This is a genomic window from Embleya sp. NPDC008237, from assembly GCF_042956465.1.
Lineage (GTDB): Bacteria > Actinomycetota > Actinomycetes > Streptomycetales > Streptomycetaceae > Embleya.
In genome coordinates this window covers 23,616-37,630 of the sequence record NZ_JBIBGL010000032.1, presented here as the reverse complement: position 1 = coordinate 37,630, position 14,015 = coordinate 23,616, and the positions used below count along the sequence as shown (strand labels likewise).

At 72.3% G+C, this 14,015-nt stretch carries 11 protein-coding genes; 5 read left to right on the top strand and 6 right to left on the bottom strand.

The features are described 5' to 3' along the window. Nucleotides 1-22 precede the first annotated feature (22 nt). The 4 genes from ACFZBU_RS45560 to ACFZBU_RS45545 all read right to left on the bottom strand — a co-directional run bounded on the left by ACFZBU_RS45560 (nt 23) and on the right by ACFZBU_RS45545 (nt 7,199). Nucleotides 23-2,788, bottom strand: coding sequence for an AAA family ATPase (locus ACFZBU_RS45560; RefSeq protein WP_391589725.1), 2,766 nt, complete (start codon nt 2,786-2,788; stop codon nt 23-25). Nucleotides 2,789-3,118: 330 nt separating this feature from the next. After that, nucleotides 3,119-4,471 carry a protein kinase gene (locus ACFZBU_RS45555; RefSeq protein ID WP_391589724.1) on the bottom strand — a complete coding sequence of 451 codons (1,353 nt, stop codon included), beginning with the start codon at nt 4,469-4,471 and terminating at the stop codon, nt 3,119-3,121. A gap of 190 nt (nt 4,472-4,661) precedes the next feature. After that, complete coding sequence (locus ACFZBU_RS45550) at nt 4,662-6,332, bottom strand: FKBP-type peptidyl-prolyl cis-trans isomerase (protein ID WP_391589723.1); 1,671 nt, start codon at nt 6,330-6,332, stop codon at nt 4,662-4,664. Nucleotides 6,333-6,509: 177 nt separating this feature from the next. Then, nucleotides 6,510-7,199: a TetR/AcrR family transcriptional regulator gene (locus ACFZBU_RS45545; protein WP_391589722.1), complete on the bottom strand. Its 690-nt coding sequence runs from the start codon at nt 7,197-7,199 to the stop codon at nt 6,510-6,512. Nucleotides 7,200-7,269: 70 nt separating this feature from the next. Here ACFZBU_RS45545 and ACFZBU_RS45540 point away from each other — a divergent pair, with 70 nt between their 5' ends. Next, a complete protein-coding gene (locus ACFZBU_RS45540) occupies nt 7,270-8,082 on the top strand; it encodes a TauD/TfdA dioxygenase family protein (protein ID WP_391589721.1) in 813 nt (270 codons plus the stop codon). Between the two features lie 217 nt (nt 8,083-8,299). Beyond that, nucleotides 8,300-8,971 (top strand): TetR/AcrR family transcriptional regulator, encoded by a 672-nt coding sequence (locus ACFZBU_RS45535; RefSeq protein WP_391589720.1) that lies wholly within the window; start codon nt 8,300-8,302, stop codon nt 8,969-8,971. A 99-nt stretch (nt 8,972-9,070) separates the two neighbouring features. On the opposite strand, the gene ACFZBU_RS45530 is transcribed toward ACFZBU_RS45535, so the two are convergent. Together ACFZBU_RS45530 and ACFZBU_RS45525 are read right to left on the bottom strand one after the other, a co-directional pair. After that, nucleotides 9,071-10,600 carry a GMC family oxidoreductase gene (locus ACFZBU_RS45530; RefSeq protein ID WP_391589719.1) on the bottom strand — a complete coding sequence of 510 codons (1,530 nt, stop codon included), beginning with the start codon at nt 10,598-10,600 and terminating at the stop codon, nt 9,071-9,073. A 97-nt stretch (nt 10,601-10,697) separates the two neighbouring features. After that, nucleotides 10,698-11,024: a hypothetical protein gene (locus tag ACFZBU_RS45525; RefSeq protein WP_391589718.1), complete on the bottom strand. Its 327-nt coding sequence runs from the start codon at nt 11,022-11,024 to the stop codon at nt 10,698-10,700. A gap of 382 nt (nt 11,025-11,406) precedes the next feature. On the opposite strand from ACFZBU_RS45525, the gene ACFZBU_RS45520 reads away from it, so the two are divergent. The 3 genes from ACFZBU_RS45520 (at nt 11,407) to ACFZBU_RS45510 (ending at nt 13,985) form a co-directional block, all read left to right on the top strand. After that, on the top strand, nt 11,407-12,213 hold the full coding sequence (locus ACFZBU_RS45520) for a FadR/GntR family transcriptional regulator (protein ID WP_391589717.1): 807 nt from the start codon (nt 11,407-11,409) through the stop codon (nt 12,211-12,213). A 369-nt stretch (nt 12,214-12,582) separates the two neighbouring features. After that, nucleotides 12,583-13,155 (top strand): hypothetical protein, encoded by a 573-nt coding sequence (locus ACFZBU_RS45515; protein ID WP_391589716.1) that lies wholly within the window; start codon nt 12,583-12,585, stop codon nt 13,153-13,155. Between the two features lie 47 nt (nt 13,156-13,202). Next, the gene (locus ACFZBU_RS45510) at nt 13,203-13,985 is read left to right on the top strand and encodes an SDR family NAD(P)-dependent oxidoreductase (RefSeq protein ID WP_391589715.1); all 783 of its coding nucleotides are present in this window, start codon (nt 13,203-13,205) and stop codon (nt 13,983-13,985) included. The last annotated feature ends 30 nt before the right edge of the window (nt 13,986-14,015 follow it).

Sequence of the window (14,015 nt, the reverse complement as noted above, 5' to 3'; positions counted from 1 at the left end):
GTGACACCGTGGTGCCACGGCTTCAGGAGCCGCCGCCGAGCGCCCGGCCGATGGCCGCTCGGGAGGTGATCCCGAGCTTGGGAAAGATCCGGTACAGGTGTGCGGAGACCGTACGGGGCGACAGCTGCAACTGGGCTCCGATGTCCTTGTTGGACAGTCCTCGGGCGGCGAGCCGCGCGATGCGCAGTTCCTGCGCGGTCAGCAGCGCGTTCGTGCTCCCGAGTGCGCCGGCGGCACCGACCGCGCCCACCGGATCGCCGGCGGCACGCAGTTCCTGTTCGGCCAGCTCCCGCCACGGGCCTGCGTCGAGTCGACGGAACGTGTGGTGGGCCTCGCGCAGCGCGGCGCGCGCCTCGGCCCGGTGCCTGCGGCGCAGCCACGAGCCGTGCGCGAGGCGCAAACGCGCCATCTCGAACGCCCACTGCGCGGCGCCGGGCACCGCGTACGCGTCCCGAAAGCGCGCATCGGCGGTGTCGTCCGGCGCGGTCAGCGCGGTGGCCGCGGCGAGCAGGAAGGCGTGGTGGTCGGAGATCTCTTCCATCCGGGCGGCTTCGCCGGCTGCCACGTGTGCGCGCGCCTCCGCGAGTCGGCCGGTGTGTACCGCGGCCGCGACGAAGTCGAAGAACACGAGGTGGAACCAGGGCAGGCCGCGCGGCAGCACGCCGGGCTCGGTGAGCTCGGCCAGGTGCGCGTACGCCTCCTCGTACCGGCCGTGACCCAACGCGGCCAGGCCGCGCAGACGCGTGAGGTTGTCCGGCACGAGGCGCATCCGCGCGGCCACCGCGAGGGGCCGGATCGACCGGTCGACCGCGCGCAGTTCCTCCTCGGCGCCGCGGCCGGCGAGGAAGTGCGCGTAGTAGAAGCGAAACAGCAGCGCATTGCTGCGATAGCCGAGGTCGGCCGCGGCCTCCGCCTCCCGCAGGCAGATCTCGGCCGTGTCCCAGTTCCCGCGCAGGAAATCCTGGTAGCGCTCGGCCTTGGCCAGCGAGCCCTGGGTGGCGTAGCCGTCCCGGCCGGTGAATCGCCGCCGCAGTTCCGCGTCGGCGGCGTCGACCGCCGACGCCGTCCACAGGGCGAGCCAGCCACTGCCCGCTTCCTGCTCGTCGCTCATGTCCGCGAGCAGCGCCCGCAACTCGTCGGCCACTCCGTGCGCGGTCCGGGCCGGGTCCGCCCACGCGCGGTAGGAAAGTCTGCCGAGGGGTGATGTCGTGGCGAGATGGCGTTCCAGCGCGTCCCAGCCACGCGGGTCGTCCGTGAGGGAAGTGGCCAGGAGCAGCTTGAAATATGCCTGCTCGGCCAAGCCCCCGAACGACTCCGCGCCCGGTTGGGCCAGCGCCTGCAAGACCTCGGGCAGCAGCGTGAACGACGACTCGAAGTCGATGTGGTGGCTCTGGTCGAGGTACACCACGGCGTAGCCGAACAACGGGGCGACGTCGGGGGGCACCGGTCCCCGTTTCAGCTCGTCGACGAGCTGGGCGGTGTAACTCAGCCGGCCTCCCCGGGCGGCCATGACGGCGGCCCAGGTCAGCCGCCGGGCGCGCGGCTCGGGCGCCGGGCTCAGCGCGGCGGCGCGGTCCAGCAGCAACGCGCCTTCGGCGTCGCCGCCCCGGCCCGCGACCCGGCGACCCGCGTGCTCCAGGCGCGCGGCCAGGTCCTCGTCGGGCACGAGTGCCGCGGCGGCCTCGTGCACGAGTCGCCGCGGATCGTCGGGCAGCAGCGTTTCGGCGAGTGTCCGGTGCGCCGCGCGCCGGTCGTGGCCGGGGGCCGCGGCGATCACCGCGCTGCGCACCAGGGGGTGGCGGAAGACCAGGGCCTTCGACTCGTCGAGTCGGGCCAGGCCGCTCGCCTCGATGTGCGCCAGCGTCCGTTCCGCGGCGTCACCCGAGACGGCGCGCAGCCAGGCGCCGACGTTGCCCGCCGCGGTGTTGCCGCTGAGCGCGCTGAGCAGCAGGACACGGAGGGAGTCCGGCGGCAGCGAGTTGATGCGACCGGCGAACAGGCGTTCCAGACGTCGGCCCAGCGGCAACATCTCGGGCATCGGCAGGTGGCCGTTGACATGCCCTTCCTGAAGTTGCACGGGCAGTTCCACCACGGCCAGCGGATTTCCGTCGGCCGCTTCCAGCACCCGGTTCGCCGCCGTCGCGACCATGGCCGGATACCGTCGCCGCAGCAGTGCTCCGGCGTCCGCGGGGGTCAACGCGCCGACCTCGACGGGAACGGCGGGCCAGCCGTCGTGCGCGTTCGCGTCCGCTCCGCCGTCGGGACGGGTGGTGCCCACGATGAGCACCGGCAGTTCGGCGATCCGCCGATTCAGGAACGCGAACACCGTCGCACTGGACGCGTCCATACAGTGCAGATCGTCGAGCAGGAGGGCGAGCGGCGCGGTACGGGCGGCGTCGGCGAGCAGCCGCAGAGCCGCCGCGCCGACCGCGAAGCCGCCGGGTGGCATGCCTTCCTGGAGTCCCAGCGCGCGATGCAGGGCGTCGCTGTGCGCCGGCGACAGTGTGTCGTCGGCCTCCAGAAGCGGCCACAGGACCTGGTGCAGTGCGCCGAAGGCCAGCCCCTGTTCGGCCTCGGAACCGACGGCGCGCAGCACGGTGAAGCCGCTCTCCCGGGCCTGGGTCCCGGTCCAGTCGAGCAGTGCGGTCTTGCCGATCCCGGCCTCCCCGCGCAGCAGCACCGCGGTGCCTCGCCGGTCGACCCGGACGTCGTGCAGGCCCTGTGCGAGCAGCGACTTCTCGCGCTCCCGACCCATCAGATCGTGAGCGCTTCGCTTCCCGCCGTCCACTGCCGTCCTGCCCTCACGCTTGCCTCGTGCTCCCGAACGGCGCCGACATTCGGCACGTGCTCGGGATGGAACCCGCATCGCTTCGACGCGAGGCCCGCGCGCCTACGTGCGTGCGGCGCCCAGCCAGGATAGTGGCCCCTGCGGGCGTCCCGGTCGGGCCGGGGGCGCGTCGCCGGGATCGTCAGCCGTGCTCGGGTCCCGGCCACGGTGGAGGCGGGTCGGCGCAAAGCCGGGGCCGATGCCACCGGCGTGGACGTCGTGCTCGGCACCGGCGCGGTGATCGGCACCCACGAGTCGGCGCCCGCCCGGGCCGTGCGTGGCGGGCCCGGGCTATTTCTCCGGCTTGCCGCGAGGTGCGCTTGATTTGTCCTTTTTCTCCTTTTCCTTCGGGTCGTTTCGCGGCTCCTTGTTCGAACCGAGGGTCGGGGGCTCGTCGGCGGTGGCGGGTGCGGAGACCGGGTTGTCGACGGCGGGGGTTGTTTCCCGGGGCGCGATGGGAGCGGTCGTGTGCGGGGGCGGCGCCGAGGACGTCGGGATCGTGGTGGTCGGGGCCGTGATGGGCGGAGCCGTGGGCGGACCGGAAGGCGGGAGCGGGTCGGCGGTTCGGGCGGGAGGGCTGTTGTCCGCGCCCGGGGCGACGTGGTCGTCGAGGACCGCCATGGTGGCCCCGGTCGCGCCCAGGATGATGCACGCGACCACGCCCGTGGCCACCAGGAGGCGATGTCGTTTCCGCCGCACCACCCTCGTACCGGATGCGGCCGGGGCCGAGGTCGAGGTCGATGGAGGGGCCCCGTCGGCGGAGGAGCGCAGGGTCACGGCTTCCGGTTCGCGCGGCGCGCCGGACGTCGGTGTGGGCGATGACGCGGCGGCTTCGAGCAGGCGGACGCACTCGGCGGCGTCGGGCCTGGCAGCGGGATCGGTTCGGGTCATCGCCTCGATCACGGAGGCGAGTTCGCCGGGCACGTGGGAGGGGATGTGCGGTGCGCGCAGCGAGCGGGCCAGGGCGGCTTCGAGGGAGGCTCCCGGATATTCGCGTTCGCCCTTCAGCGCCTCCAGCAGGACCAGGCCGAGGGCGTGGACGTCGCACGCGGGCCCGGAGCCCTGGCCGAGGATCTGTTCGGGCGCCAGGTAGGGGATGGTGCCGACGATCATGCCGGGTGTGGAGCGGGTGGGTTCGTCGACCAGACGCGAGATGCCGAAGTCGGCCAGGTACGGGACGTCGCCGGGGCCGATCAGGACGTTCGACGGCTTCACGTCCCGATGCACGATGCCGGCCGCGTGTACGTATGCCAACGCCGCGGCCAGTCGGGCGCCGAGCCTCGCCACCCGGTCGCCCGTCAGGGGGCCGTCCAGGATGTGCTCGCGCAGCGTGACACCCCTGACCAGGCGCATCACCACGTACGTGCAACTCTCGTGCCAACCGACATCGTGCACCGTGACGAGGGCGGGATGCGTCAACCGCCCCAGCAGCACGGCTTCCTGACAGAACCGCTCCGTCGTCACGGCACATGCGCCGGGCCGGAAGACCTTGACCGCGACCTCCCGCCGAAGTCGCAGATCGACGGCCCGGAAGACGTCGGCGGTACCGCCCGCGCCCAGCAACTGCCCCAGGCGATAGCGACCGTCGAGGATGCCACCGCTACGCGGAAGGGGACGCCGTATTCGGCGCGGCAATGCCGTCATGCAATCTCCCCGACTCGGTCCCGACAGTGCCCGGGTCCCTACCCACCCTTCGCGCCCACATGCCCAAGCGCGACCCGAATGCCGAGAACTTCGCGTGTGCGCCGCGGGCGAAAAGGCGTCGGGACAAAAGCCGTACCGCCGTGCGAGGGCGACGAACCGGCCGAAGACTCGGCCGAAGTCTCGGCCCCGATCAGGTCGCGGCCAGCAGGTCGACGACGAAGACGAGGGTCGCGTCGGGTCGGATGCCCTGCGGGGGCGTGTTGCCGTACGCCTTGGCGGGTGGGAGCACCAACTGCACGCGGCTGCCCACCCGTTGGCCGACCAGGCCCTCGTCCCAGCCCGGGATCACCTGTCCGACGCCGATGGTCACGGTGAACGTGTTGCCGCGCGTCCAGGAGGAATCGAGGACCGCGCCGTCCGAGTAGTAGAAGCCGGTGTAATGCACTTCGATGTTCTGCCCGGCCCTGACCACCGCGCCCGATCCGGGCGCCAGGACCCGAACCTCCATCCTGTCGGCCGGGCCGAGGGTGAGCCGACGCATGTCGGGCGCGCCGCGCGACGTGTCGAGCCCGGTGGCGGCGGGTCCCGGCGATGTCGTTCCGCCGGACGCGGGAGCGCTGCCGGTAAAGCTCGTGATCTCGGGCTTGGGCGATACCGCACCCGCGCCGGTCGCGGTCCGGTGGCCGCCGGTGTCGTCGTGCGTGGCGAGCAGGGCGGCGACGACCGCGGCCGTCACCACGACCGCTGCGACCGCCACCGCGAAGACCCGACGTGGGCGCCGCCGCGTCCCCGACGTCGTCGGCGGTGGTGCGAACGGTTTCGGGGGCGGCGCCACGGGTGGTGGGGGGATCGGCGGCAGAGGCTGGTCGTATCGCGGCGGACCGCCGACCGTGGGCAACGCGTGTGGCGGCTGTGCCGCGTCGGTCCCGCCCTCGGCGGCGGGCGTGTCCGCGGCGCCGGCGCCGGCGCCGGCATCGGCCGCGCCACCGCTCTCGACGCGACCCGCGACCGTGTCGGCCGTACCGTCCGGCAGCCACCAGTGCTTCCTCGGCTCCGGGGCGGCCGTCACCGCGAGCTCGGCGAGCACCTCGGTCGCCGCCGGACGGTCCCCCGGCGCCTTGGCCAGGCACGCCGACAACAACGGCACCAGCGCCGCGGGCACGCCGTCGAGTGCGGGCGGGTTGTGCACGACCCGGTACAGCAGCGCAGGCGTGGGCCCGGTGCCGAACGGGCCTTCTCCGCGCGCCGCGAAGGCCAGTACCGCGCCGAGCGAGAAGACGTCCGAGGCCGGCCCGACCGCGAGCCCGCCGCACTGCTCGGGCGACATGAAGCCCGGCGAGCCGACGGTGCTGCCGGTACGGGTGAGCGCGCTCGCCTCGGAGGCCAGCGAAATACCGAAGTCGATCACCACGGGCCCGTCCGGGGCGAGCATGACGTTCGACGGCTTCAGATCGCGGTGGATCACCCCGCCCCCGTGGATCGCGGCAAGGGCCTCGGCGAGCCCGGCACCCAGCATCCGCAACCCGGCGATCGGCCACGGGCCGTGGGCCGCCACCGCATCGGACAACGACATGCCGTCGACGTACACCGTGGCGAGCCACGGACTCGGCGCGTCCGGTGCGGCGTCCACCACGGCGGCCGTGAAGGCCCCGCCGACCGCGCGGGCCGCGGCCACCTCGCGCGCGAACCGCCGCCGGAAGTCCGCGTCGTCCGCGAGTTCGGGCCGGACGACCTTGATCGCCACCGCCCGGCCGGCCGGCGACCGGCCGAGGTAGACCCGCCCCATGCCACCCTGGCCGAGCCGCCGCTCGATCCGGAACGGCCCGACCTGCGACGGGTCGTCAGCCGTCAACCCGCTCATGCCGCCCCCACCTTGCGCCCACCCCGCGGCACGCCCGAACACCCGCGGCAGCCCCACCGACCGACATCCACCCGACCGACCTTAGCGCGGGCGGCGCGGCGCCCGGCTCGCCTGATCGGGCGGCGCCGGACGGCCGTTGCCCGAACCGTCCGGTACGGGCGAGTTCGGCCGCTGTGCCTACGTGGGCTCTTTCCCCGGCCGGGTGGTTGCGGGGCGGGTGCTCGGTGCGGTGAGGAGGCCGAGTGTGGCGTCGACGAGGTCGGTGACGAGGCGGTCGAAGGGCATGGGGAGTTCGTGGCCCTGTTCGAGGCGGGCCTCGATGTCGGCGAGGCAGGAGCCGATCGTGAATGTCATCAACCGCAGGCGTTCGGCGCGGATGTCGGCGGGCAGGTGGTCGAGTCGGCGGACGACGAGTTCGGTGACCTTGTGGCGGGCGCTGGTGTATTCGGGGCCGAGGGGTCGGTCCAGGCCGGAGCCGGGGTCGGGCGGATCGAGGTCCAGGACGCCGCTGCCCATGGTGAAGCGGTGGATGAAGCGCATGTAGCAGGACGAGCCGCGCGCGTCGCGCACGCGCTCGGCGAGGGGCTGGACCTGGACCTGGACGAGGGCCCGCAGGTCGCCGCGCTGCTCTTCGGGCAGCGCGTTCAGCAGCTCCCAGCGGCGTTGGTTGAGCGGGCCGAGGCGGTCCTCGTACAAGGCGCGGACGAGGGCCTCACGGGTGCCGAAGTGGTACTGCACCGCCGACTTGTTGCGTTGCTCGGCGGCGCTGTTGATCTCCCGCAGGGACACGTCGGCCACGCCGCGCGCGGCGAAGAGCCGTTCGGCGGCGTCGAGGATCCGGCTGCGGGCGGAGGTCTTGACATCCATGCATCCAGTATAAGACATTGCGCCTGAGAATATTAAGGCTAGTCGCCTGAATTCGTGAGGTGAGTGTTCCATGCCGAAGATTCGTCCGCTGACTCCGACCATCGGCGCCGAAGTGTCGGGTCTCGACCTCGACCGGGGTTACGCCGAGGTCGACGACGCGGTGATCGCCGAACTGACGGCCGCGTTCCACCGGCACAAGGTGCTGTTCTTCCGCGGGCAGGAGATCGACCCCGCACGCCAACGCGACTTCGCCGCGCGGTTCGGACCGCTGCAGCGGTTCCCCATGGGCGAGCCGGCCGCCCCGGGCCTGGACGAGGTCATGGTCCTGGCCACCGGCGGCACGGCCCCCGCACACCACAAGGCGGACCGCTGGCACAGCGACGCCACGTTCCTGCCGTGCCCGCCGATGGGTTCCATGCTCCGCGCCATCGAGCTGCCGCCGGTCGGCGGGGACACGCTCTGGGCGGACATGGAAGCGGCGTACGCGGCGCTGTCGCCCCGCTTCCAGGCGCTGTTGGAGGGCCTGACCGCGGTGCACGACCACCGCCGCAACCCGATCCACCGCGCCACGCTCGACCCGGACAAGCACCAGCCGGTCGAACACCCCGTGGTGCGGACCCACCCGGTCACCGGACGACGCGGCCTGTTCGTCAACAGCACGTTCACCGACCGGATCAACGGCGTCGGCGACCGCGAAGGGGCGGCGCTGCTGGCGTTCCTGCTCCAGCACGTCGAGCGACCCGAGTTCCAGTGCCGCTTTCGCTGGGCACCCGGGGACATCGCGATGTGGGACAACCGCTGCACCCAGCACAACGCGGTGTTCGACTACCACGAGCCGCGGCTGATGCACCGGATCGTGTTCGAGGGCGACGCTCCCCGCTGACCGCAGAACCGCCCAGGAAAGGGACACGCCGTGCCCGCGCACGGGTACGCCGACGCGGCGCGGAGCCCGGAAACCGGCTCGGGCGGGTCTGCCGTGCCGTGCCCCGGGACGCCGGAGGAGTGCGGCGTGCCCGGGCGTCGCGGACAGTATGACCAGTGAGTGGACGGATCGGCCTCGGACGTCTCGGGCGAACGAGTCGGCTCGGTAGGCTGGCCGCATGCCCGCCCCCACGCGCCGATCCTCCGATTCCGCAGGCCGCTCCGCAGCCCCGGACCTGCGTGCCCAGCAGAAGCGGTATACCCGGCAGCGGCTGATCGCCGCCGCGGCCGGGCTGTTCGAGACGCAGGGCTACGAAGCGACCACCATCGACGACATCGTCGCCGAGGCGGGGGCCGCCCGGGCCACGTTCTACCTGCACTTCACCGGCAAGGGCGACATCGTCACCGAACTGGCCGACCGGATCTGGGCGGACACGGCCGCGATGTTCGCTGCGTTCGGCGAGCTGCCCGACTGGTCGCACGCGAGCATCCGGGCCTGGCTGACGACGTATGTCACCCGGGGCGAGGAGAACCGGCAGGCGCTGAACATCTTCGCCGAGCAGTTGCCGCACGCGCTGCGCGACCGGCACCAGGAGCACGTCAAGGAGTTCGTCGTCCTGCTCACCCGGCCGCCCGAGCGTTGGGCGCACTTCTCCAAGCCGGAGGCCAGGCGGCGTGCCTACCTGTTGATCACGCAGTTGGAGACGTTCCTGCCCTCGTGGATGGCGGGCCGGTGGAGCCGGGAACGCTCCGCCATCCTCGACACGCTGACCGGCATCTGGCGCAACACGCTCGAAGCCGACCGGAACGAGGCGCTCGCGGGCGTCGGCCGGCCGACCGCGCACGGGTGACCGCCGCCGGTCGCCGGTCGATCGCGTCCGGAGACCTTCGACGTTCGGGCGCCGCGGTACCGGGCGGCGCGGCCCACCAGGGTCCGCCGGACCCACGGCCTACGCGTCGGTCGCGATCAGCTCCGCGCCCAACTCGCCGAGGGCGGTTGCCAGTAGGTGGGTGTTGGCGCGCGGCACGGTCGGTATGACCGAGGCGTCGACGATGTGCAGGCCGGTCAGTCCGTGGACCCGCAGCTTCGCGTCGACCACGCTCGACGCCGGGTCGGTGCCGATCCGGCAGGTGCCGACGCCGTGGTAGAAGGCGTAGTGGGACTCGGCGAACGACGCGCGGAGTTCGTCGTCGGGCGTGTGCGCTGCGGCCCGGACGGCGGCCGGGTCGAGCGCGAGACCGGAGGCGGCCACGACGCGGGCGGCCAGGCGTACCCCGATGGCCAGCCGCTCCAGGTTTTCGCGGTCGGTGGTGAACGGCCAGGAGATCAGTGCCGGGGCGTCGGGCGCGGCGCCGGTGGGGACGACCGACCCGAAGCCGTTGGGCAGTTGCAGGGCGACGCTGATCTCGATCTCGCGCGTGCCGTCCGGGTTGCGCCGTGCGACGGGGGTGAGTTGGAGGTCGTGCGTGCGTCCCCGGCCCGGGTGGGCGCTCGCGCGAGCGATGGTCTGGAGCGTGGGTCCGCCGTCGGGCACCGCGTCGGGACGGACCGCCGCGCGATACGACACGACCATGTGGTCGCTCAGGTTGCGACCCACCGCGGGTAGTTCGTGGACCGGATCCAGACCCAGCACGGCGACGTCGCGCGCGGGTCCCACGCCGGAGCGGCACAGCAGCAGGGGATTCTGCACGACGCCGGCGGACAACACGACGCGGCCCGCGTACACCCGCTCGTCGTCCGCGAGTTCGATGCCGGTCGCTCGGCCGCCGTCGAGCAGGATGCGGCGTACGTGGGCGTCGCCGCGTACGGTCAGGTTGGGCCGTCCGCGGGCGGCGTCGAGGTAGGCGACGGTGTTCGACACCCGCTCCGTGCCGCGCCGGTTCATCGGGATCGGGCCCACGCCCGTCGTCCCGGGGCGGCTGTGGTCGGGGCAGAACGGCAGCCCCGCGGCCACGCATCCGTCCACGAAGCCGCGTTGCAACGGCGTCCAGTCGGCCTCCGGATGCCGCAGGATCGGGATCGGCCCGCGATCCCCGTGGTGGGGCTCGCCGCCGAAGTCCAGGTCGTGCTCGATGCGGTTGAGGTACGGCAGCATGCGCTCCCAGCGCATCCCCTCCGGCCACGCCGCGAAGTCCTCCGGCTCCGGGCGCATCGCCACCGCGCCGTTGGTCGCCGAGGAGCCCCCGACGCCGCGCCCGCGCGCGTAGTTGAGCGCGCGTCCGCCGGTCGAGGCGACCTTGTCGCCCCAGTTGTAGGGCCAGGCCACCGGCCGCGACAGGTGCCGCAGTTCGTCGGGCAGCGCGTCGGGGTGGTGGTCGGGGCCGGCCTCGACCAGCAGGACCGTACGCTCCGCCTGCTCCGACAACCGGGCGGCCAGGACGCACCCGGCCGAGCCCGCACCGATCACGACGACGTCGTACGAGCCCGGACCGCTTCCCGGGGACGTACCGGTGTCGAGGTTTGTCCGAACGGCTGCCATGTGCGTTTCCTCTGCTTCCACTTTCCTGACCACGGACCCACCTTGGTGCTGTGCGTGCTGTGCGTGCGGTGCTGCGCTGCGTGAGAGGGAGCCCCGCCTACCCGAAGCGCGTCGTCGCCGATTCCCACACCGAGCGCGACGATGCGAGGGTGGCGGCGGCGAACTCGTGGAGGTCGGCGGTGCGCCACGCCTCGGAGAGCGGCTCCACACTCACCACGCCGTCGTAACCCTTCGCCACCAGCGTCGCGCAGAATCGGTCCAGGTCCAGGACACCTCGGGCCGGTAGGACCCGGCGGTGCATGGACTCGTGGTGCACGTCCGGCGAGACCGGCTCGGGCGCGTGCGCGAACTGCACGAAGCCGACGCGATCCAGCGGCAGCGCGACCAGGTCCTGCCACCTGCTCGGCCCCGGAAGAAATGCCAACTCTCCACGACCAGGCGCAGGTTCGGGTGCGCCACTTGATCCGGCAGGCGCAGTGCCTCGGGGATCGAGTCGTGTGGGGACGGGCCGGCGCGTTCGTGCGCGAGGACGGAGAGGATGTCGAGGCCGCCCACGAGGTCGTAGCCGGCGGATGCCGCCGCGTCGATCTGCTGCGGGAGGGAGGGCGCGAGCCGGTAGTAGGTCGAATGGTTGCAGGTGTTGAAGCTGTAGCGCATCGCATCCTCGAAGGCGGTGGAGGAGGTTCCTTCAACATATCTAACATGGCTATGTTAAGCGAGAGGAGAGATTTGGGAGGGTCGTTCGTCCGGGCTTCTCCGCCCGGAACGGCCTCTTGGGATGCTCTTACATAGCTAAGATCGGGGCCATGACGAACGGTTCGCATGCCATCAGGACGGAGTCTCGCGCGGCGCGCGAGGGGGCGGAACGCGTTCGGCATGCGGCCATCGCCGAGGTCGTCGCCGACGCGTTGCGCCACCGCATCCTCGAAGGCGACCTGGCCGACGGCGACGTGCTGCCCAAGCAGGACGAGCTGATGGCCGAGTTCGACGTGGGCCGCACGACGCTGCGCCAGGCCATTCGCATCCTGGAGACCGAGGGACTGCTCACCGTCCGCCGCGGAAACATGGGCGGTTCGGTGGTGCACCGGCCCACGCCCGAGGACGCGGCGCACATGTTCGGCATGGTCATGCACGCCCGACGGGTGACCCTGGAGGACCTGGCCCGGGCGCTGCGGCGGCTGGAGCCGGTGTGTGTGGCGCTGTGCGCACAGCGCCGGGACAGGATGGAGACCGTGGTACCGCGGTTGCGCGAGATCCACGCGCGGATGGCGCCGACCGTCGACGACGGGCTCGCCTACATCCGCGCCAGTCGCGAGTTCCACGAGGCGATCGTGGCCGCATGCGGGAACCGGACGATGCAGATCCTGCTGGGCATGGTGGAGACGCTCTGGGCACGGCAGGAACAGTTGTGGGCCGAGCGCTCGGCGACCGAGGTGGGGGTCGACACGCGCCTGCTCGGCGTGCGCGAACACCAGCACCTGATCGACCTGATCGCCGACGGCGACGACACTCTGGCCTACCGGTATGCGGTGCGCCACCTCGAAGGGGCACACGCCTACCCGTTGCAGGAGTACGCGGTGCGCCCGGTGCAGTCGGGGCCGGCCCTGGGCTGAGCGTTGCGGGTTCGGCCGGAAGCGGGTCCCCGACTCGTTCCCGGGTTCGGTTCCCGATCCAACCCCGTTGCCGCCCGGCCGCCTTCGTGATGTCCGTGGGCAGTCCGGCGGGCAATTCCTCCGGCGCGGCGGCGTGTACGGCGACCTGCTCGGCCGAGGTGGCGCCGAACGGCACGGAGTCGACCCCGGCTGGGTGGCCGGCCAGACGGCTGACGTTCTGCGCCGACTTATTTATATCGCTTACACAAAATCAGGCGACAGGCCGGACACCCTTCTTGTGGCGTCATCATAACCATGATAGCTATGATGGGAACTGACGAGGCATCAGGTGCGCGCTCCGTCAACGCCCCGTGGACGAGGAGATTCGGCATGGCCGTGCCCGACGACGATCCCGGCTCCCGCCGGATCACCCACCTGGAACTCCTCCACCGACCCGGGGAGCGCGCGCAGGCCCGGCGCCTGCTCGAACTGCTGGGGTGTCGGGTCCTGGACCGGGGCGGACACTTCTTCAGCGCCTTCGTCGAACCCGAGGTGACCGACTACCTGAACAACATCCTGTACACGTCCGAGGTGACCCCCGAGCAGTGGGCCTTCGAGCGTCAACTGCAGGTCGCGGCCGCCGCAGGGCCGTTCGCCCGGGCACGGTCGGCCTGGGACGCGCACATGCGGGCCGAGCCCCGGTACACGTACCACTTCGGGCTGCGACTGCCGTCCGAGGAGGCGCTGGACACCGCCCTGGCACGCATCGACGCGGCCGGTCGCGAGGACGGCGAACTCGCGGGCCGCGTCGAGGTCGTGGCGGTGTTCCGCCCCGGCGATCCCGGCGCCGCGACGGACACGATGGTCCAGGCGTTCGTGCGCACCGACATCGTGGCATGCGGCCTGGTCACCCTCGGGCAACACATCGAACTCCAATGGCACCTTCCCCGGGCGCGGCACTAGCCACTGCGGCCGGACCGGTCGGGGCCACCGCTTCGAAGGGATCCACCATGTACGACCTGCAAGGGAAGGTCGCGCTCGTCACCGGCGCCGCGCAGGGACAGGGAGCCGCCGAGGCACGCCTGTTCGTCGCCTGCGGCGCCTCGGTGATGCTTGCCGACGTGCTCACCGAGCAAGGCACCGCGCTCGCCGACGAACTGGGCGACAACGCCGCCTTCGTGACCCTCGACGTGCGCGACGAGCACGCCTGGGCGGCCGCCGTCGCCCTGACCGTGGAGCGCTTCGGCGGCATCGACATCCTGGTCAACAACGCCGCGGCGATGCGCATCGTCGCCCTGGAGGAGGAGACGGCCGACGACTTCCGGCGCATCCTCGACGTCAACCTGCTCGGCCCCTTCCTCGGCATCCGGGCCGTCGTCCCGCACATGCGCGCCGCGGGCGGCGGAGCCATCGTCAACATCGCCTCGGTCAGCGGTATGCAGGCGCAGGCGTGGGCGTCCGCGTACTCCGCGTCCAAATGGGGACTGCGCGGCCTGACCCGCACGGCCGCGCTCGAACTGGGTGACGCGGGGATCCGCGTCAACGCCATCGTGCCGGGCACGATCCGCACCGCGATGCTCCCGGCCGACCGCAGCGGGGCGGCCGAGGACACCCGGTTCGCCCGACTGCCCCTGGGCCGGGTCGGTGAACCGGACGAGATCGCCCACATGGCCGCGTTCCTCGCCTCTCCCGGCGCCTCCTACGCCACCGGCGCCGACTTCACCGTCGACGGCGGACTGCTCGCGGGCCCGCCCGCGGCACCGCGCCCGGCCGCCCCGATGGCGTTCCACTGAATTCCCACTCACCACCCCAAGGACAATCCC